The organism is Natronoarchaeum sp. GCM10025703, from assembly GCF_042661985.1.
In the GTDB taxonomy this organism is placed as follows: domain Archaea; phylum Halobacteriota; class Halobacteria; order Halobacteriales; family Natronoarchaeaceae; genus Natranaeroarchaeum.
On the sequence record NZ_JBHSZF010000001.1, the window covers coordinates 1,898,964 to 1,919,743 of the forward strand.

Annotated in this window: 11 protein-coding genes and 5 pseudogenes; 8 read left to right on the forward strand and 8 right to left on the reverse strand. The window is 63.6% G+C overall.

Going from position 1 to position 20,780, the window contains the following annotated elements; all coding sequences use genetic code 11:
• Positions 1–33: 33 nt before the first annotated feature.
• The 5 genes and pseudogenes from ACFQH2_RS10630 to ACFQH2_RS10650 form a co-directional block, all read right to left on the reverse strand.
• Entirely contained in the window at positions 34–1,269 is a 1,236-nt protein-coding gene (locus tag ACFQH2_RS10630; protein ID WP_377076721.1) for a glycoside hydrolase family 15 protein, read from the reverse strand.
• Entirely contained in the window at positions 1,227–4,520 is a 3,294-nt protein-coding gene (locus tag ACFQH2_RS10635; protein WP_377076722.1) for a glycoside hydrolase family 15 protein, read from the reverse strand. Before ACFQH2_RS10635 ends, ACFQH2_RS10630 begins: the two co-directional genes overlap by 43 nt.
• A gap of 151 nt (positions 4,521–4,671) precedes the next feature.
• A pseudogene (locus ACFQH2_RS10640) lies at positions 4,672–5,675 on the reverse strand (TIGR04024 family LLM class F420-dependent oxidoreductase).
• Positions 5,672–6,446: pseudogene (locus ACFQH2_RS10645) on the reverse strand (SDR family NAD(P)-dependent oxidoreductase). The pseudogenes ACFQH2_RS10640 and ACFQH2_RS10645 overlap by 4 nt, the downstream one beginning before the upstream one ends.
• Before the next feature lie 55 nt (positions 6,447–6,501).
• Positions 6,502–7,209, reverse strand: coding sequence for a hypothetical protein (locus ACFQH2_RS10650; RefSeq protein WP_377076723.1), 708 nt, complete (start codon positions 7,207–7,209; stop codon positions 6,502–6,504).
• Positions 7,210–8,160: 951 nt separating this feature from the next.
• Here ACFQH2_RS10650 and priS point away from each other — a divergent pair.
• The 8 genes and pseudogenes from priS to rbcL all read left to right on the forward strand — a co-directional run bounded on the left by priS (position 8,161) and on the right by rbcL (position 16,261).
• Positions 8,161–9,368 (forward strand): annotated as a pseudogene (gene priS / locus ACFQH2_RS10655) (DNA primase small subunit PriS).
• Positions 9,365–10,250: pseudogene (locus ACFQH2_RS10660) on the forward strand (hypothetical protein). Before priS ends, ACFQH2_RS10660 begins: the two co-directional pseudogenes overlap by 4 nt.
• A gap of 45 nt (positions 10,251–10,295) precedes the next feature.
• Complete coding sequence (bcp, locus tag ACFQH2_RS10670; protein WP_377053449.1) at positions 10,296–10,745, forward strand: thioredoxin-dependent thiol peroxidase; 450 nt, start codon at positions 10,296–10,298, stop codon at positions 10,743–10,745.
• 113 nt (positions 10,746–10,858) lie between these two features.
• Positions 10,859–11,830, forward strand: coding sequence for a cache domain-containing protein (locus tag ACFQH2_RS10675; RefSeq protein WP_377076725.1), 972 nt, complete (start codon positions 10,859–10,861; stop codon positions 11,828–11,830).
• Positions 11,815–12,459 carry a sensor histidine kinase gene (locus ACFQH2_RS10680; protein WP_377076726.1) on the forward strand — a complete coding sequence of 215 codons (645 nt, stop codon included), beginning with the start codon at positions 11,815–11,817 and terminating at the stop codon, positions 12,457–12,459. Before ACFQH2_RS10675 ends, ACFQH2_RS10680 begins: the two co-directional genes overlap by 16 nt.
• 73 nt (positions 12,460–12,532) lie before the next feature.
• Positions 12,533–13,597: an HTH-type sugar sensing transcriptional regulator TrmB gene (gene trmB, locus ACFQH2_RS10685; RefSeq protein ID WP_377053453.1), complete on the forward strand. Its 1,065-nt coding sequence runs from the start codon at positions 12,533–12,535 to the stop codon at positions 13,595–13,597.
• Between the two features lie 247 nt (positions 13,598–13,844).
• Positions 13,845–14,929, forward strand: a pseudogene (locus ACFQH2_RS10690) (TrmB family transcriptional regulator).
• Positions 14,930–15,013: 84 nt separating this feature from the next.
• Positions 15,014–16,261, forward strand: coding sequence for a type III ribulose-bisphosphate carboxylase (gene rbcL, locus ACFQH2_RS10695; RefSeq protein WP_377053457.1), 1,248 nt, complete (start codon positions 15,014–15,016; stop codon positions 16,259–16,261).
• Here the strand turns inward: rbcL and ACFQH2_RS10700 are convergent.
• The 3 genes from ACFQH2_RS10700 to ACFQH2_RS10710 form a co-directional block, all read right to left on the reverse strand.
• On the reverse strand, positions 16,168–19,110 hold the full coding sequence (locus ACFQH2_RS10700; protein WP_377076727.1) for a hypothetical protein: 2,943 nt from the start codon (positions 19,108–19,110) through the stop codon (positions 16,168–16,170). The two genes, rbcL and ACFQH2_RS10700, sit on opposite strands and share 94 nt — an antisense overlap.
• A gap of 76 nt (positions 19,111–19,186) precedes the next feature.
• Positions 19,187–19,816 (reverse strand): fibrillarin-like rRNA/tRNA 2'-O-methyltransferase, encoded by a 630-nt coding sequence (locus ACFQH2_RS10705; RefSeq protein ID WP_377053461.1) that lies wholly within the window; start codon positions 19,814–19,816, stop codon positions 19,187–19,189.
• Entirely contained in the window at positions 19,813–20,655 is an 843-nt protein-coding gene (locus ACFQH2_RS10710) for an NOP5/NOP56 family protein (RefSeq protein ID WP_377053463.1), read from the reverse strand. Before ACFQH2_RS10710 ends, ACFQH2_RS10705 begins: the two co-directional genes overlap by 4 nt.
• Between the last annotated feature and the right edge of the window lie 125 nt (positions 20,656–20,780).

A 20,780-nucleotide genomic window follows, 5' to 3' on the forward strand; every position in this document is an offset into this window, starting at 1 on the left:
ACGACCTCTCGGTGAGGCGCACTCACATACGCGTCACAGTTCGACGGTCGTGAGCGTCGTTCCGATCTGAGCGAGATCATCGCCATCCGTTGCGGCGATGACGGTTACGGATTCGGCACCGGGGCCGATATCGACAGTTCCCTCGAAGTCGCCGTCAGTGACCGGATACCGTTCGGTGCCGTCGTGTGTCCAGAGCACGACGGTGGCGCCGCGGGTCGTCCCGGTGACGCTTGCGGTATCTCCCTCGACGGTCACTTCGTCGACGGCGAGCGGCGGGCCGTCCGGATCGTGGACGGTGTAGCGTTCCTGGACGAACGCCGGCGTCTCGACTGGCGTGCCGGCGTCGATGCCGTCAGCGAGACGAATGAACTGAGCCATACTCCACGCCAACGGCGTGGCGGCACCGGTTCCCTCGCCGAACTCCCAGCCGTACTCCGTCGGATACTCGCGGTCCCAGACCTGTTCGGGGATCATCCGCCCGGAGTTTGCGAACCGCTGCATAGTTTCGAGCAGTCGCTGGGGGTCCTCCTCGCCGCTTTCCGTGCCCGCGAGCAGTTCGTACTCCGCTCGCTCGCCAGTGAAGATTGGCCAGAGACGACCTGCGCCCTGCCGATCCAGCGCCCACGGCGCGCCCTCGTCGGGCTCTACTTCGCTCATCTCGCCGTAGCAGTCGTCGTTGTACCGGTACCAGCCGGGGCCGTGCGGTGTCTCGACGCGGATCGTATCGTCGGCGACTTCGATAGAGTTCTCGATCAGGTCGTAGTCCGGCGCGCGGATGCCCAGACGGACCAGTTCGAGGAAGCCGCCGTCGATGATGTCTCGCTCGTCGAGCGTTGGGCCGTTGTTTGCGAGTTCGCGCTTGACGGCACTATCAGGGTCCCCGTTTCGCGAGACGCGGATGTAGTACGGCACTTCCTCGTGTCGCTCCGTGCCGTCGTAGGTCGCACACCAGCGGTCGACTCCTGTCCGCCAGTAGTCAGCAAAGCCGAGGTAAGCAAGCGCGTCTGCCCGCTCGCCTTCGCCCTCCGCCAGCGGCGCGGCACAGGCGATCCCGGCGATCTCGGCGGCGATCGTCGACGGCGAGTAGCCGGCCTCTTCCTCCCAGCGCTCCTGGCCGCTTCGTGGACCGGACCGGAGGAGATACTCGACGGAGCGTCGGACGTGATCGTACTCGTAGACGACCTCCTCGAAGTCGATGTCGTACTTCTCGTAGAGCTGGTAGGCCATCACCGACGGGAAGGCGACGTTGTCAGCTGTTCGCCGCCCCAACGGATCCGCCCGTCCAGATACGTGTTCTGCGAGATGAACCCGTTCGGACGTTGCTGGTAGCCGTAGATGTACTCCGTGGCCTCGATTGCGCTGTCGAGGTCGCCGATGGCTTCCAGCGCCGTGAACACCTGATAGAGGTCCCGTGCCCAGGTGAAGTTGTAGCCGAAGTCCATGGGGTTCTCGGCATCGACGTTGTCGCCCCACGGGACGGAGGGACTGGCGATACCTGCTCCGACGAACGTCTTGTCCTCGACGGCCTTGAGCACCATCGACGCGGCCCGATACTGGTTCGCAAGCGCCGGGTTCGACTGGACCGACTCCGGTAGTTCGATCGCTTCCGTATACTCCTGCCAGCCCTCGACGTACTCGCTTCGGACGCCGACGTAGCCCCGCGAGAGCGCTCGCTGTGCATCCGTCAGCGCCCGGTCGGTATCGGCGTCCTCGGCGAAAGAGAGCGCGATCGTGTCGGCGATCGAGCCAGTTTGCTCGCCGATTCGACCGACGAGCACGCCGTGGCCGGGCGCCGCATACCGCTGTTCGTCCGTCGGATCTCCGTCGGCGAACAGTTTCGCCAGATGTTTTTCGCCCGCTCTACCGACTGTCGCCCAGTCGAACGAGCGGTGCGAGGCGATGGCAGTGGCGACCTGATACGGTTCCCCGTTCGGGTCGACGAAAGCCGGATCCTCCGCGACTTCCGTGTCCCACGCCGTCAGTGCGTAGCCGTCGGCATCCTCGACGAGTTCGCTCGCTGTGCCCTGCATATAGCCGGACAGCGCGGCGTCACCGATGATGTAGATGTCGTACTGATTGCTGTCGTTCGCGGTGAAGCCGACGTCCATCAGCACGGTTTCGGTCTGCGGATCGGTGATATACTCGACCTCGATCTCCCAGTTGTGGCCGTTCGAGCCGGTTTCGGTGACCGTCTGCTTGTAGACCAGGGAGTCGGAGCCGACCATCTCGGTCTCGCGTTCGATCGTCTCCAGCGTATCGTCGGTCCGGTCCTCGTTGTGTGTCCGTGCCGTATACGTCGACTCGTCGTTGGCGTCGACAACGAGGAAGTCGACGGTCCGGAAGTTCATCAGGTCGGCACGCGGGAACCGCGGTTCGGTGAGCGCGCCTTCGGTGAGCGTGAACCAGACCCGGGACGGCGAGTCGCTTCCGTGATCCGCCGCCGTTCCGATACCGTACTTCTCGCCAGTCGTCCAGGTCGAAGCGACCGCGGGACCGACCGGCTGTGTCGTCTCCGAAGACGTCGAGAGACCGCCCGCGTCCTGTAGCGCAGCGATTGCTCCCGAGCGTTTACCGTGCGACCACGCCGACGGCGTCGCGCTGTCGGGCGAGCCATCGTCGAACACCTGCTCGGAGAGGAACCCGGTCGAGTTAGCGAGGAAGCCATCCTGTTCGATGAGTGCCAGAAGCTCCCGGGCCTGCTCGAACGTCTCTTCCTGTCGGTCGCTATCCTCTTCGAGTAGCGCGCCGAGTGCTGCCGTGGCCTCGGCCGCCCAGCCTGTCGCAAGCGCCCAGACCTTCGGTTCGTCCTGTCCGCGCTCGCGGAAGGTGTCGTCCTCGACTCGACAGAGGCCGAGAAGTTCGCCTGCGTCGTTCCTCCGCGAGAGTCGGTCTATCGTCGTATCGACGTGTTCGACCAGTTGTTCGATTCGGTGCTTATCGACGTCACCGGTCAGTTTCGCGTACTCGTGATGGGCTTCGACGAGCGCGAGTGTGCTCGCGTCGGCCGTCGTGTCGCCGGGCTTTCGCTCGAAGACACCCTCGTCGCTGAACCGACCGGCGAGCCCATCGTAGACGGCATCGGCACGGGCTCTGGCCGCCTCGGTCAGTTCCTGCTCGATGGGAGCGCGCGCGATGGCCGAGAAGGCCAGCAGTTCCATCGCGGCCGTGTGCGTGAACCGTCCGATATCGCTCTCCCAGATGTCGAGACACGGTTCGGGCAGTCCGTCTTTTTCGAGCAGAGCGACAAGTCCCTCGAAGCCGTCGCGGATCGTCCCTTCGATCCGGGCGAACAGATCGGTGTCGGGCGATCCCTGTCGCAGATAGGTCGCGAGGAACGTGAGCACGCTTGCGGTGCCGTCGGCGGCGTAGTCAGAACCGCCGAGACCGACACGGGAGTTGCCCCAACCAGGAGCCAGCGCACCGTTGTGCGCCCAGACTCGCTGTGGCCAGGTCCCGTCGGGAAGTTGTGTATCGGCGTAGAATCGCGCACTCTCCGCGTGCTGTGTCGCGAGGTCGACGCCGAACTGTTCGTCGACGTCGAGCAGCTCACGAGCGATCTCTGCGTCGTCGCGGAACCACGTGTAGCCGTAGCCGCCGGAGTAGACGTGATACGGATCGAACTCCGGCCCTTTGATCCGCGCACCGGTCGGTGCGGTGAGCAGGGATAGGGCGCGCAGGTCGTCGACGACCGACTCGCGGGACGGAATGTCGGGAACGTTGAACCCGGTTTGCAGGTTCGCCCGGTTCCGGATCGCGCGGTCTGTCTGGTAGTGATCCGCGAACGCACGCACGTGTGCGAGCGCGTCCTCGCGGGTCGTCTCCTCGTGGTCGGCGACCAGCGTGACGAGCGTTGCCTGTGCGTGCCCACCTTCGTCGTCGAGATGGGTCTCGATCACCATCGTATCCGAGAGGTCGTCCTCAGTGCGTTCGTTGGTGCCGAGCCCTGAGGGATCGTCCGTCAGTAACGCATCGAGTCCCTCTCGGCGCTGACTGTTGACGGACGAAAACCCCGTCGAGGCAGTGATGTAGTCGTGCTCGGCGTCGTGGAAGACCTCGACGACGTCCTGATGGTTGAGGTGACCGACGCTACTGGACTGCCCGTCGGGCGCAAAGGCCATTGCGGCGAACAGTCGTGGTCGGTCCGGCATGTCTCCACGGACTTCGACGTGAGTCAGATGCGCCCCCTCGAGCGTGTAGTCGTACTGGTGGACCGAGAACTCGCCGGCGTCGTGCTCGGTGACGATCATCGTCGTCTCGCCCTCGTAGGACTGACGGGTCGTCTCCATCTCGTCGAACCAGTGCACTCCCTCGTCCGAGCCGATTCCCAGACGTGAGCGTTCGATACCGTGCTTGTTCAGTGTCGCGCCGGAGTAATCCCGGATGGATCCGCTCCGGTCGACGTAGACGAGTCGACCCTCGTCACCACTGAACAATCCATCGACGGACGGTCGCTCTCCCGGATGAGAGTCTTCCGCGTGATGGTCTCGCTTGTACTCGTCTATTGCAATGCGCATCGTCATATTATCGAAGATCAGAGCCCCCGCCTGGATCTTGGCGGAAATCGTTCATCACGACGCTAGTCGGCTTCGATATTTAAAGTTGCCCATGATTTGGCGTCGTTCAGAATTTGCTGACGTGTCTGGAAAACCGGCCATACGGCCAGCCGTTCGGTCAGTTATCGGGAGCCATTGCGTCTACCGTCGCAGCGATATCGTCCCCAGAAGCACCCCGCGGCGGCGCCATCGCGATGGCGTCGAGGCCATCGATATCGGCGAACTCGGCCAGCTGTTCGCGTGCATGCGCTGGGTCCCCGGCAATGGCAAGTTCGTCGAGCAGGCCATCGTCGAGGACGTTCACTGCGGCCTCCCGATCACCGCTTGCCCACGACGCCGCTATCTCGTTCGCTTCGTCTTCGTACCCCTGTCTGGACAGCGATTCTCGGTAGTAGGTGCCCATCCCGCCGACGTAGAAGGCGAGATGCTGGGCCGCCAGTTCGCGAGCGCGCTCGCCGTTCTCTGCACACAGCAGGGCAACGACAGCGTGACACGGATATCGTCGGGCGAGCGGTCGCCCAGTTCGGCCCCGCGGTGAAGATCCTCCAGTCGCTCGCGTAGTCCATCAGGTGTGAACGTGGTCGCGTGCCAGCCGTCAGCAAACCGTCCGGCGAGTTCGACAGATTTCGGTCCCATTCCGGCGACATCTATCGGTGGCGGCGTCTCGGGCGGGTCGAACCGAAGCCGAAAGCCCGACAGCGTGTAGATGTCGCCGTCGTACTCAAGACCGTCTCCCTCGACGACGCGCCGGACGATATCGATATACTCCCGGGTCCGTCGAAGCGGCCGTTCGAACGATTCGCCATGCCAGCCTTCGATCACGGCGGGGCCGCTCGGGCCCATCCCCAGGCGGAAGCGCCCGTCCGACGCCTCCTGGAGGGTCGCGGCGGTCTGGCCGAGCAGTGCTGGCGACCGCGAGAAGACGTTCGCGATGCTGGTGCCGAGTTCGATCTCGTCGGTTCGCTCGGCGAGCATCGTGAGCGTCGTCACGGCGTCACGCCCCCACGTTTCGGGCATCCACGCGCGGACGTAGTCGTTCTCCTCTGCGCGCTGGGTAATCGCGACGATGTCGTCGATACTGGGCTGTGCGGCCACGGGGAGGTGGATCTCTCTGTCTGTCATTGGTCTGGTGTCTTCATGAGGTCCGGGACGCCAGCGGCGCGGATCGTCTCGCCGACGACGTAGGATGCTGCTGGACTGGCAAGGAACTGTGCGATGTCGGCTATCTCGTCGCTCCGGCCGATCGTCCGGTCCACATCGTCGCGGTCGATGTCGTCAGCGGTGACGCCCATCTGTGACTCGACGCCCGGCGTCGCCACGTAGCCAGGTGCGATGCAGTTGACGCGGACACCGTCGGCCGCCCACTCGTTAGCAAGCGTCGTCGTCAGGGTGATTACGCCCGCCTTCGCAGCGGCGTAGTGGCTCATGTACGGTGCACCGTCCTGGCCCGCTTCGCTGGATAGGTTGATGACGCTTCCGCCGCCGTCTTTCAGATACTCGCCGGCGGCCTGCGTGCAGTGGTAGGTGCCCGTGAGATTGATGTCGACGATCTTGTTCCAGCCGTTCGGGCTGATCCCGTCGAAGTTCGCCATGAACGACGCGCCGGCGTTGTTGACGAGCACGTCCAGCCCGCCGAACTCCTCGACGGTCGTCTCTACCAGCGCGTCGACCGCGTCCCGGTCGGTGACGTCGCATTCGACCCCAGTGCCCGTCCCGCTCGCTCGCTCTCGTTGATCGCCTCGGCGACCGGGTCGACGTTTTCCTGTTCGCGCGAGCAGATCACGACATCGAGTCCGTCCGCCGCGAACTGTTCGGCGATCGCTTTCCCGATCCCGCTGACGCGCCCGTGACGATGGCCGTCGAGCCGTCGATGCTGAACTGCCCGCCAGTCATACTACCCTCCGGACGGTTCGGCTACTGTGAAACATCCTCACGGCATTGTACATAGTCAACTATGATAAAGTTTCCTCGGGCCGAGTTCGCGTTCAGGAATCCCGAGCAGTCCCAGAGATACCTGCCGCGAATCCGACCGGGATATCGTCCTGAGTCCGTCTCCCGGCGACGATGATGCGCCCCCTTCGACGCCGGTAGTGGCTCGGACGTCGCCCTCGACGTCGTGAAGCCGCCGCTCGTCGATCAGTTCGCCGTCGGATTCGATGATACCTACCCACGCGACGCCCTCTTGTTCGCCACCGAGGAGGTAGTGCTCCTCGTCCAATCGCTCGACCGTCCTGATCGAGGTTGATTCCAGTCGTCGCTGCCAGCCGAACGATTCCCCCTCGACGCTTGCGATCCAACCCTCCCCGGTGAACACGTTGGACCGGAACGAGCGGGTGTACTCGTAGTTGCCGACGGTGCCGACCGCGAGATAGCCACTGTCTGCCGGCGCGATATCCGCTATCACGCGATCCTGGCGCTCTCCGCTCTCGGCCGGGTCACGCTCCTCTAACGTATCCCACAGTTTCTGTCCATCGGCATCCACGCCGACGATCCACGGTTCCGAGGGGACGGTGTCGGACGCCTCTCTGGGCGTCGTAGTCCCGGCCAGCAGATAGCCGTTCTCCGTGGACTCGATGGTGGTGAAGCGGTCGTGACGCTCGTCTTTGGTCCAATCCGTGATGGTAGTGTCGGCAGTGTTGTAGGTTCGATCCCACACCAGTTCGCCGTCGGGAGCGACCTTCGCTGCCAGCCGTCGCCTCGCCGCGTATCGATGAACTCGGACCCGAGCGTGACGCCAGCGAGCACGGCCCCACCGTCGTCGGTCGCGACACCGTCGAAGAAGACGTCTCGAAACGAGTTGACGCCCGGGCGGCCGTACTGTTTCTCCCACTGTAGTCCGCCGTTTTCGTTGATCCGTCGGAGCCACGCCGACTTGCTGTCGGGAGAGAGGTCGTGAGTCCACCCGACCAGCAGCCAGCCATCGTCGACCCGGAGAATGGTTTCGACGGCGTCGTGGATCGCATACCCCTCGTCTATCTGCCGTCTCGATCGGTTCAACGCAGAGGTGTGTCGCAGATCGGTCGTTTCGGTGTCCGGACCGCCGCTCTGGACGAGCCATCCTACGCCGGCGTCGTCCTCGTCAGCTGGACGCCCGCCAGCGCGAACCCCTTCTCGGCGCGCTGTGCGCTGGCAAACGAGCTGGTTGCTCGTCCCTGTAGATCGAGTTCCACTCGACTGATAGGGAGGGTGCGGGCTCTTCCGTCTCCCCGGTGCCCTCTCCATCGTCATCGTCTGCAGTCTCGGACTCGTCGTCCGGATTATCGTCTGGTTCTATTGAGGTGCCCGTTGCCACCAGCGTCGCCGACAATGCAGTAAGACCGGTTACTCCGAGCAAACCGAGCAGTTGGCGTCGGTTGGGGTCTGACTCGGACCCAGCAGATCCTCGTTCTGACATCGGAGTGTTACAAGGCCCTTTACCGGTTAGTTATACTGGGGCAAATACCGGTAGGACTATCGTATAGAACGCAGGGTTTGCCCGAAGCGACGTAATATTGTCTTACTTCGGCTGCCTGCTGGCGATCCGACGAGGGACACCCTTGATACCCTGTCTCACCGACGCGACTGTAACGGTACCTTAACTATGCTCGCTCTCATACGACAGTAACCGATGGAAGAGCGTACCCGTGCGTACCTCCGCGGCCGGTTCCGAGATTACTATCGCCGGACAGCGCTGTCGCCGCCCCCGGACGCAAATCTGCGGGAGTGGGGCTTCATTCCGTGGACTGCTGGCTCCGGAACCACCATGGTACGCCATCGCTCGCTGCTCGATATCGGGTCGCTCGACGACTTCCTCGCCCGAAAGCGCCCGCGCCACGTCTACTTCTCGGCCGGGCGGTACGACGACCCGGGTGCCGGGACGATGCAACAGAAAGGCTGGCGGAGTTCCGACCTCGTGTTCGACCTCGACGCCGACCACCTTCCCGGAGTCTCGCCGGAGGAAGACAGCTACGAGGAGATGCTCGCGACCTGCAAGGACGCATTGATCAAACTGCTCGATTTCCTGGAGTCCGATTTCGGCTTCGAGGACACTACGATCGTTTTTTCGGGCGGCCGAGGCTATCACGTCCACGTTCGGGACGAGGGGATCCTCGAACTCGACCGGGACGACCGGCGTGAGATCGTCGATTACGTCCGCGGCATCGATGTCGAATTCGACAACCTCATCGAGCACGAGGCTGTCGGCGGGACCGCCGGCCGCTCTGCCCGGCACACAAACGCTCGCTCGTCACGGACGGTGGCTGGAGCGGCCGCGTTCACTCGCGACTCGTCTCGTTCGTCGACGACCTGCTCGACCTCCCCGAGGAGGATGCGCTCGAACGGTTACAGGAGTTCGACCGGATCGGCGAGGGGAAATCGACTGCCGCGCTGACCGCCGCACGGAACAACTACGACGAGATCGCGGCGGGCAACATCGATGTCCACCCCGCTTTTTACCAGGTCGCACGCCTGCTCACCGAGGACGTCCTCGAAACTGAGAGCGCGCCGATCGACGAACCGGTCACGACCGACACGAACCGACTCATCCGTCTACCCGGAAGCCTCCATGGCGGGACCGGCCTGGCCGTGACACGGGTCAGTCGCGACGCGCTCGATTCGTTCAGACCGCTCGCCGACGCCGTGCCCGAGCAGTTCGTCGGACAGGAGATCAGGATCGACGTCCCGGACCTCGACGGCCTCCCGGGAACTGGGGCGGAGCGCGGAGAGATCGAACTGGGCGGCGATAGCTTTACAATCACAGAGGGTGCACAAATCGTACCTGAATACGTGGGCGTCTACCTGATGGCCCGCGGTCACGCCGAAAAGGAAAAAGAATGAATCTCGACGACCTGCGTTCCGTACAGAGCAAGGAGCGCCAGAAAGACAGCCTACAGCATCTGCGCGACTCGTTCTACGAGGACGTCGGTGACTACATCGCGAACCTCAAAAACGAACGTGACCGTGCGGCCGAGCGTGCGGAGGATCCGTTCGCATCCTCGGAGGTGAGTCAACTCTCTGATGAGATCGAGACTGCCGAGGAGGTCGTGGAAGCCGTCTACGAGCGCCGAATGGGCAAAATCGTCAAGCGAGCAAGCCTCGCGGCCGCGGGAATGCCCTCCGACGAGGAAGGGCTAACCGCCGAGGAGTCGGAACTGTTCACCGACCTCGTCGACCGCATCGAACAGAACAAAGGGCACGTCCTCGATATCCTTTCGGGCGAAGCGAGTCCGGTATCGACGCCCGCCGAGACCGGTACTGCGACCCCCGTGTCCGACACCACTGAGACGGGGAGTCCCGACGCCGACCCGACAACGCCACCGGCCCCACATGAGGCGGCCGAAGCAGACGCGGAGTCGGCGAGCAACCCGAGCGTCGACGCCGCGGACCTCATGACCGGCGACGGAGCGGAGGCCGCCCCCGAAACGAGGAGACTGACGATCCGACCGAGTCGACAGTGGATGCCTCCAAAGCCCCGACACCGAGGGCGGATCCGCCGGGAGACGACGCCGGGGCGACGCCCGAGATGCCGCCGGAGGAAGGGGCAAGCCCCCGGACTCTGACGGTACTGAGCGGACGACCGTCCGCATCACAGAGGAGATCGGCGACATCTTCGGCGTCGACGACCGGGAGTATGAACTGAGCGCGGAGGACGTCGTGACGCTACCGACGGCCAACGCGGAGCCACTGGTCGAGCAGGACGCCGCACAGCGGATCGACTGACCCCCGAACCGAAACTCGTTTTACACTTACCCGTCAGGGTTCGATATGCTCAACACAGGCGCAGACGCGCCCGACTTCGAACTGCAGAACCAGCACGGAGAGTCGGTCGCGCTCTCGTCGTTCGACGGCCGCGTCGTCGTCTACTTTTACCCCCGCGCCGATACGCCTGGCTGCACCACCGAGGCGTGTAGCTTCCGGGATCGCTGGGACGAGTTCGACGAGGCTGGCGTCGACGTGATCGGGATCAGCGACGACCCGGTCACCGATCTGGAGGAGTTCGCCGAGGAGTACGACCTGCCGATTACGCTGCTGTCCGACGAGGACGGCGCGGTCGCGAGCGCGTACGACTCCTACGGTGAGAAGTCAATGTTCGGGAACACCTTCGACGGCGTGTTCAGAAACACCTACGTCGTCGAGGACGGCAAGATCGTCGCCACCTACGAGGGCGTCGATCCGGAGGGACACGCAGGCGAGATCCTGTCGGATCTACGGTGAGTGTCGTGAGCCCCATCGCCTGCACGAGTGCGTCGGAACGTAGCGTCTCCCACGTGAGGCGTCGCATGCCTGGAAACGCTCCAGGAGCACCCGGAGACGAGTAGTAGAAACCGATGCAACTCCGCCGAAAATTCCTGTTGAGTCTGGTTCTCGTTGCGGTAGTTATCAGCGGGGTGATGTTCGTGACGTTCAACTCGCAGCGGTCGGCCGCGATCGACGAGGCACAGACGGACATCGACGACCGGGCGGGCCAGACTGCATCGACACTCGACCAGCGACTGCGGTCGAACCAGCAGACACTTCAGGTTGTCGCCGACGATCCACGACTCTCCGACCACGGCACCGACGCCCAGCGGACCGCACTTGAGACCGTCCAGTCCCTCGACGGCGTCGGCGGCGTATCAGTCGTCGACAGGGACGGGGAGATGGTCAATCTCGTGACGGTGACGGGCGGTTCGCCGGACACCGTAATCGGGCAGGACTACAGCGACCGGGAGTACGTAACCAGCGCGCTCGCCGGAGAGGAGTACATTAGCGAACCGCTTCGGGCAGCGACCGGAAACCGGATCGTCGTACTGAGCATGCCGATCTACGAGGGCAACGACATCGTGGGGACCCTGAACGCGGCGCTGTATCTGGACGGGTCGTTTTTTCAGTCGGCAGTCGGCCTCCGGAACATCTCCGATACGAGCGTCTCGGTGATGTCGGGGACGGAGGCACTGTTTCAGAGCGAGGAGCAGTTCGATACGACGATCAGCGGAACTGCAACCGTCCAGTCGACGGGATGGACCGTCACCGTCGATCACCGGGAAGGCGCGGTAACCGAGGAGATCCAGCGGCTGCGCTCGTGCAGATCGGGTCGAGTCTCGTATTGCTCGCCGCAGTCGGCGGGTTCGGACTCTGGATCTATCGCAACCACATTCGGCAGACGGAGCGGCTACAGACCAGGCTGGAGCAACTCGAACAGCGGCGGTACGATCAGCGGATCTCACTCACGGGGAGCAACGAATGGACGGAGATCAACGAGGCAGTTGACCGGCTTGCGTCAGCACTCGCCCGACGGGAGCAGATGTTGCTCGTACTGAACCGGTTGTTGCGCCACAACCTCCGGAACACGCTGAACGTCGTGATCGGACGCATCGGTCGACTCGATACCGCCGACGACAAAACGGTCCGCGAGATAGTCGAGACCTGCAAGCAACTGCTGACGATGAGTGATCGCGCGCGGATGACCGAGAGACTCGTCACGAGGGACGCGGACCGCCACGACAGCGTCGTTGATCTCGTGGAGGTCCTCGAGCACCAGATCGAATCGTTCGAGGACAGATATCCGAACGTAACCACCGCCGTCGAGGCGCCGAAAGCGGCACATGTCTCGGCTGATCCCGCAGTCGCGACTGCAATCGACGAACTGCTTACGAACGTCGGACAACATGCCGGAGCGGACCCGACCGTCGAGATAGAGATCCGACGAATAGACGATCAGGTCGAACTGAGAATCAGCGACGACGGTGCGGGGATTCCCGCGGAGGAGCGGTCCGTCTTCACTGGCGAGAAACAGATCTCGCATCTGCACCACAGCGGCGGTCTGGGACTCTGGCTCGTCGACTGGATCGTTTCGCAGTCGGGCGGAACCGTCGAGATCAGGTCCGACTCGGGGACGACGGTCGTGATACGGCTCCCCGCGGTCGAGCAGGGCCAAGGCTCGACATAGATACTCGATTGAGTAATAGTGTGCTACTCGGAATATAATAAATAATTTATCGTTAGAGGACGGTGGATAGTGTATGAGCTCCGATGACTTGCGAGGACAGATGGAACGTGTCGGCGACCGATTCGATCTCGGGGAGTACGAGATCGACGCCTATCTGGCCGTTCTAGAACAGGGAACGCTCACCGCGAGCGAGATTGCGGAGAACACGGAGATTCCGCAGCCACGGGTCTACGACACTGTCCGGAGCCTCAGCGATCGGGGACTGGTCGAACTCCGCGAATCGCGGCCCATGAAGATCACCGCGGTCGATCCGTCGATGGCCTTCGCGGACGTGACCGATTCGCTGGAGGACATGATCGCCGAACTCGATGCACGGTACACCGCACCGGCGCGTGACACCGAGGCCGTCTCGCTCGTGAAGTCCCGGTCGACGATCCTCCGGTACGTCGAGGATGCGATCGAGTCCGCGGAGTACGAACTGGCGCTCTCGTTGACGCCGGAGTTACTGGAGCGGTTCGAGACGGAACTGATCACACAGCGCGCGAACGGTATCAGTATCGACCTGCTGGTGACGCCTGCGGCCGAAGCGCCGGATCCCGACGAGTACGACTATCTCGACGTTGCGACCACCGCGCGGGCCCGCGAGGGCATCACGACGCCAATCATCGCCGTTGCCGACTGGGAGTACTCGGTCTACGCCACGCAGGACGCCATCCGGAACAACGACCGTGACCGATACGGCGTCATCTTCAATCGGTCGGCGCTTGGCTTTCTGGTCTCTGGCTTCTTTGGCACGGTGCTCTGGACGACAGCGGCCGAGACGCTCGCCGAGAACGGTTCGGGCAGATCGTTCCCGCGGCGCTACGCCTCGATCCGTCGGTGTGTCAAAGATATCAATCGGGGTGGCGGAGAGTTCTACGCGACTATCGATGGACGGGACGTCGAGACGGGGCGCAAACGAAGCGTGAGCGGGCGGGTCGCCAACGTAGATTTCGACCAGAGCGAACAGGTCGCGTCGCTAACGGTCGATACGGGGTCTGAGCGACTCGAAATCGGAGGGCTGGTTGCCGCCTTCGAGGATATCGAAGCCCACGAGATCCACGTCGGTCGCGACGAACCCCCGGTGACTACGCGGTAATCCAGCAGGAGAGCGGAGGCAACTGCCGCAGTCACCACTATTTTATTACTGGTGTTGTACCTATTAGTGGCATGAGCGTAACGGCTAGCAGACCGGAACCCATGGGTCTGGACAGGAGAGAGCCATCCGGGGACAGGGCTCGCCTCCGAACTCGAAACCGGAGAGAGTTCAGTGGAGTGCGCACCCACGGCCCGTGGGCGGAAGAACCGAAAGGCAGTGGACAAAGAGACTCAAACGGTACACAACCATGGAACAAGACGAGTTGACGACCGTTCTCGAGGACGCAGGACTCTCTCCGTACCAGTCGGAAGCGTACGTGACGCTTCTCGAGCTCGGTTCGGCCTCTGCGACTGATCTCGCGGACCTCAGTCAGGTTCCCGATCCGCGGATTTACGACGTCCTTCGTGATCTGGAGTCGAAGGGATTCATCGAAACGTACGAGCAGGATAGCCTCCACGCCAGAGCACACGACCCCGACGAGGTGCTCGATGATCTCCGCTCCCGTGCATCCCAGTTCGAGAGCGCCGCCTCGGAAATCGAAGAGCGGTGGAACCAGCCAGAGATGGGCCAGAGCAAGGTGAGCATCGTTTCGCGGTTCGAGACAGTCCTTGACAGCGCGAAGCGGTACATCCGCGAAGCCGATAATCAGGTCCAGTTGGCAGTGACGCCGGACCAGTTCGAAAGCTTCGACCGTCGCTCGTCGAGGCCATCGAGAACGACGTCCTCGTCAAGCTATCGCTCCATTCCCGGGAGCGGGACACCATCGACGACGAAGCCCTGCCCGGTGCGTGTACAGAAGCCCGCCATCGCCCGCTCCCCTCGCCGTTCGTCGTAATCGTCGACAGAGAAAAGACCTGTTTCGCCCCGCACAGCGACTCGATCAATCAGTACGGCGTCCTGGTCGACGACCGAACCCACACCTACGTGTTCCACTGGTTCTTCCTCACGTCGATGTGGGACGTCTGGGAGACGCTGTACGTGGATCCGGCGCAAGGAGAGCTACGTAACTACGTCAATCTGCGATATTTCGTCCGCGACGTCAAGCCGCTGTACGACGATGAAGCCGAAATCGAAGTCGACGTCGTCGGCGTGGATACGACAACGTCCCATACGCGAACGATCCAGGGTCGTCTCGTCGACATCAGAACGACGAACCAGTTCGACGACGGCATGCGGGAAGCCGATGCGAACCCCTCGGTGGCCGAGTACGCGGGCGTCGCGGCCATCAGCGTCGACACCGGCGACGATGTCGTAACGATCGGTGGCTGGGGCGCTACCCTCGAAGACGTCGAAGCGGAGCGGATCACGGTTACGAACTTCGAGTCTGAGTGAGTATACGCCGATTCCGAGCGGACTGTACCTGTGCTTTTCCGGCCAAAAGGCTATACGGGTAGCTGTCGAACGGTAACATCCAACATGACTGGTATCCAATACGACGACTTCCTCGATCCGACCTACGAACCGGTCGCAACGGATCTCGTCTGCGAGTTCCGACTCGACCCGGCAGAGGGAATGAGCATGGAAGACGCGGCGAGTCGTGTCGCCTCCGAGAGTTCGAACGGAACCTGGGCACCACTGCAGGCCGGCGAGGACGTCACCGACCTCAGTGCCGTCGCGTTCGATATCGGCGACGACCGGGCGCTGGTCGCCTACCCGACGGCGCTGTTCGAGGCCGGTAGCCTCCCGCAGATCCTCTCGTGTATCGCCGGGAACATCATGGGGATGAAGGCCGTCGACTCGATCCGCTTGCTGGACTGCGAGTGGCCGGAATCCCTCGTCGAGAGCTTTCGGGGCCCGCAGTTCGGTTCGGCCGTCCGAACAGCACTACTCGACGCCGAGGACCGACCGATCACCGCGACCGTTCCGAAGCCAAAGGTCGGACTCTCGACCGATCGTCACGTCGAAATCGGCCGAGACGCGTGGCGCGGCGGCGTCGACCTGCTGAAAGACGACGAGAACCTGACCGATCAGTCGTTCAACCCCTTCGAGGAGCGCGTTCGGCGGAGTCTGGCCGCCAGAGACGAACTCGAAGCGGAGACCGGCGAGCGGAAAGGCTACCTGATCAACATCACCGCCGAGACCGACGAGATGGTCCGTCGTGCCGAGTTCGTCGCCGACCACGGCGGCCGGTTCGTGATGGTCGACATCATCACCGCCGGGTGGTCGGGGCTCCAGACTGTCCGCGAGACCTGCGAGGACCTCGGGCTGGCGATACACGCCCACCGGGCGATGCACGCCGCCTTCGACCGACTCGATCATCACGGCGTCTCGATGCGCTGTCTCGCTCAGTTCGCACGACTCGCCGGTGTCGACCACATCCACACGGGTACGGCCGGACTCGGCAAACTCGCCAACGAGGATACGGTCGGCATCAACGAATGGCTCCGGAGCGACCTCTACGGCACGACCGACGTCCTGCCGGTCGCCTCGGGCGGACTGCACCCCGGCATCGTCGATCAGCTACTCGATGCCGTCGGGACGAACGTCTGCGTGCAAGCGGGTGGCGGAATTCACGGCCACCCGGACGGCACCGAGGCGGGTGCGCGGGCGCTCAGGCAGGCCGTCGAGGCCTACGTAGACGGTGAGTCGCTCGAACGCCGTGCCGAATCGGTGCCAGCCCTCGATACGGCGCTGGAAGAATGGGGAACGGAGACGCCGCGGTAGAGAGACTGCTTACGGTTCGTCGCCGAACTCGATTTCTTCGAGAACGCCACCCTCCCGATAGACGACGTAGACCGCGCGTGGCTGTTCAGGCGCAGCAATCGTCGTTGCGTCGCCCTCGGTAACGGTGTCAGCACCCTCCCAGTCGACCAGACCATCGGTGACTGGCTGGACGGCGATGCCGAGGTGGGTGGCGTCAGCGCGTCTCCACCTGCGTGAGTGACAGCGACCGTGCCCGCCTCCGGATCGTAGTCGGCCGCGAAGGCCGCGTCGGGAAGGACGACATGGTTGTCGACCTCGACCGGTTCGTCCGGAACGGTCCACTCGACGACGAGTGTTACCCCGCTGGCAAACTCGCCGAGTTCGAGTTCGTCCTCCATGGAGACTGTATCGTACTCGTCAGCAGGCTGGATCTCAGTTTGCTCGCCGTCCACCAGAACGCGGAACTGTTCGGCGTCGCGGTCGATCTCTCCGTAATAGGTCATGATGACTTCACCGTCACGCTCGTCGAACCGGAACGAGTAGCGCGGCTCCGGCGTGAAGTGAACTATCGCCCTATGGGCGGCCGCGTCGTCCGAGAGCACCACCTGCATTCGCTCGTCCGTCGCGACGTCGTCGAGCACGACGCTGTCACCCTGCGTCAGGGTGTCGTACTCCTCGCTGAAGATTGCCGTCTCGCCACCGGGGGCGGCATCACCGCGACGCTGGACCACAAGTCGATCCGGATCGGCCTGCGGTTCGCCGACGTATACGAGTTCGACCTCGCCGGCATCGGGGTCGTAGCCTACGTCTATGAACTCCTGGCCGGTAACGAACTGGACCAGTTGGGTCTGGCTACCAGCCCTGATGCTCCGTTCGACGCCGCCGCTTGCGGAGTCTTCTCCGGTGTCGTCTTCGGTACTATCCGTCGATTCCTCGGCTCCGACCCATTCGACGCTGACGACGACGAACGGCTCGACCACCGTCGAGAAGGTATCGCCCTCCGCGAAGGTGTCGTGGTCGTCGACGAACTGCTCGTCGGCGACCTCTCCCTCGACGCGTAGCTCCAGGTTGGCTGCGTCGATCGGTTCACCCTGCGCGTGTTTGATACTGACCGTGCCGTCAGCGGCGTAGCTCGATTCGAGGTGGGACTGAGGCGTCACCAACAGGCTCCCGACCTCCATCGGCTCGTCCGGTTCGACCCACTCGGCGACGACCTCGCTGCCGGTCTGAACGCCTTCCAGCGTCACACTGTCCCGGCCCCCGAGGGTCTCGTGATCGTCCTCGAACTGCGTCGCCGCAGGCTCGTCGTCGACGAGCACTCGGATTTCCGACGCCTGAAGCTCCTGGTCCCCGTGGTAGGTCACGGTCACCCCTTCCTCGCGCTGGCGGAAATGAACCCGCGGCGGCGATGCGCGGAAGTGCAGCACCGTCCAGTAGGCACCGCGAGGCTCGTTGGGGATGTCGGGTCTCAACGCGATTGACTCCTCGAGTTCGACGTCTCCGATAGTGATTGTATCGCCGGCAGTGAGCGTCTCCTGGGACGTATCGACCTGCTCTGTCGGTCTCGTCCCGTCGCTTCGCTCGCGCCTCACCGCGAGCTTTGTGGGGTCTGCCTCGCGGTCGCCACGGTAGGTAACCTCGACCGCGGTAGCGTCGTAGTCGTAGCTTGCTGTGAAATCGTCCTCGCCGACGATCAACTGTACGTAGACGTACTGAACAGTCTCTTCCTCGTCGACCCAGCGTAACGCGATGGCAGTCAGGGGCTCGGCCTCGGTCTCGATGGTGTTGCCCGCCGCGAACTCGTCGTGGCGGTCGGCTGGCTGGCGCGCGGCGCGCTCGCCGTCGATCCATAGCTCCAGTTCGTCGGCGTCGATCGTATCGCCGGCCCGATGTTTGATCTCGACGGTGCCCTCGTCGGGGTCGAACGAGGAGCGGATCTCTGCGTCCGGTGCAGCATCCGGATCCCGCCTGAGCGGCTGTTCGACGACAGCCTCGACGTAGACGGCGTCGTCACGTTCGATCTCGGTCTCGAGGACCTCCCCTTGCTCGATCACGGGGAGCAGGTCCGAAACGTCGTCGTCATCGATGGTAGCGCCGTCAGCGGGATACAGCAGATACTCGTTTTCGACCGTCCCGTCCTGCTGTCCCGGATACGTCTCGAATCCGGCGGCCATGGCCCGGAGTTTCTCGTGGCCGATGCCGGAGAAAATCGTTCCGTCGACATCTGGGATAAACACCACAAAGCCGCTGTCTTCGAGGCGTCCAAACGCTTCGGGGACGCCGTCGGCCGAGGCTCCGAGGCTCTCGACGTCGGCGTCGACGGCCGCCTCGGCACTATCGCTCTGGGGGCCGGACTGATCCGCAGCGAACACGGCGATCCCGTCGTCGCTTGCGAACGCGTACTGGTCGTCTTCGGCCAGCCGCCAGTCGCCCTCGGAGCCGACTTCGGTTCCGGGCTCCGGGCGGTCGAAGTCGCCGCTAAGAGCACCAATAACGCTCCCGTACCCGTTCGAGCGGATCAGCGTCAGATAGTTAGCGTCCTCGAATTCGATGTCGTCGAAAGCGTCGATGATGTCGCCCTCTACGCCGAGTTCCTTGCGACTCTCGAACTCGTCGAGGTCGGCGAACATGAACAGCTGATACTCCATCTCGACGGCCGACTCCGCGGGGAGGTGCTCGTACATCGCCGCGATATCGTCGGGGACTTCGGGCTCCTCGGGGTCGGCATCTGTGGATTCTGGCTCGTCGTCCGCAGGGCTATCGTCGCTTGGCTGGGGCTCAGAATCGTCTGTACTAACGCAACCGCTCACGGCAGTGATCGTGACGGCACTCCCAGTAGGAAGCGTCGCCTGGAGGGCTTTCGCATCCATCTGATACGTTTTAGACAAACATAATAAAATTACTCATATATGATAGAAACAGACATCTTGGAGCGGTTCACCCCGCTCAGCGGGGCGTCGCCACGACTGCCAGATGGTCGTCGTGGAACGGCTCCATCCGTTCGGTATCGAGAATCTCGTAGCCGTTTTCGAGCGTCGATCGGACGCGCTCGAAGACGTCCGCCGGATCGGCCGTGACGTCCTCGCTTCTGGCTTTGAACGCGGCAACGAGGCGACCGTCCTCGGCGAGGAATCGCCTGTTCTCGACGGCGACGCGGGCCTGGCCGCTCGTCGCGACGTCCTGTACGATAGCGTCGAGACCGCTTTCGACGACGTGTGCGTACCCGTCTGGCTTTCTGGCGTCTTTCACCAGCGGAAACAGGCGGTCGCGGTCCTCGGCGACGTCGAGCAGGTCTCTCGCGGGGCGCGTGGCGAACTCCACTGCATAGGTCGGCCCGGCGAAGTCCGCGACGTGGCTCACCGTCGTCCCGCTCGCGGCACCGAGATAGAGGACGCGGTCGCCGTCGGCGAGACCAGTCTCCATCCCTAACTCGAACATCGCGCCGAGTTTCGAGCGCCGGGCGTCCCAGAGCCGCCAGTCGCCGTCGGTCGGTTCGCCGTACACTGGCTGGCCGCGGGTAGCGAGTCGCTCCTCGCCGTCGAACTCCCGCCGGGTGACGCTCTCGGGCAGACTCATTCGTCGTCACCTCGGGTGCGGATCCGCTCGATCCGTCTGTCGAGTTCGGCCTCCAGTTCGGGGTTGTACTCGCCGGAGTAATGGTCGATCCGGGCGGCGATAGAGAGCTTTCCGGCGAGCGCCCGTGCCGCGGAGCCACGCTCGTCAGGGGTGGTTCCCCGCACGTACTCGTGGGTGAAGATGACGCCGTGTTTCGGCGACGTGCCGTGCCCGCGGAGGTGGGCAAACAGGGCGTCTTCCGCGCCGAGCACCTGCACGGTGCCGCTGGGTTTTTTGGCGAGCGACTCCAGATCGCCGGCCAGCGAGATCAGTCGCGCGGCGAGTACCGGCCCCGCGAGCGCCGCCAGATTGGGTGCCACGTCCGGCGCGCGTTGCTCGATGAAGGCTCGTAGCTGGTCGGCCTCGTCGTCCAGATCGACGATCCGCTCGGCGAGCGAGAGCAGGCGCGGCTCCGCCACGTCGTCCGATCCGACGATGCTCCGCGCGTACTCGACGCCGGAGCCAGCCTCGTCGTCCAGACTGCCGGCCCACTCGGTAAGTCGTTCGGCGAGTTCGTTGGCGACCCGCTCGCAGTCGTCCATCGAGCGGACGGCGTGGATCAACTGTCGGTCGTCGGCGCGCTCTCTCTCGTTGACGACGTCTCGAGCGGCGGTCAGTGTTGCTTCCCTGAGCGCGTCGTAGTAGGCGTCCTCGTCCGGGACGACACCCTCGTCGACTGCGAGAGTCGGCCATGCCTCCGGTGTCTCCGCCCGTCCCTCACGGATCTGCATCGCGGCGGCGTCCGGATCCGCCGGATCGACCCCGGCAAACCAGCCCGCATGAGCGTCTTCGTCGTTCATACCTACTCCTCTCGGCCCGTGCCCCATATCCCTCCCGATCCGGTACTGGGTCGGCATCGCAGGTGTGACAACCGTTCACAGGAGCATCGATCACGTCGATATCTTGAACAGGCCGTGTGGGCTAC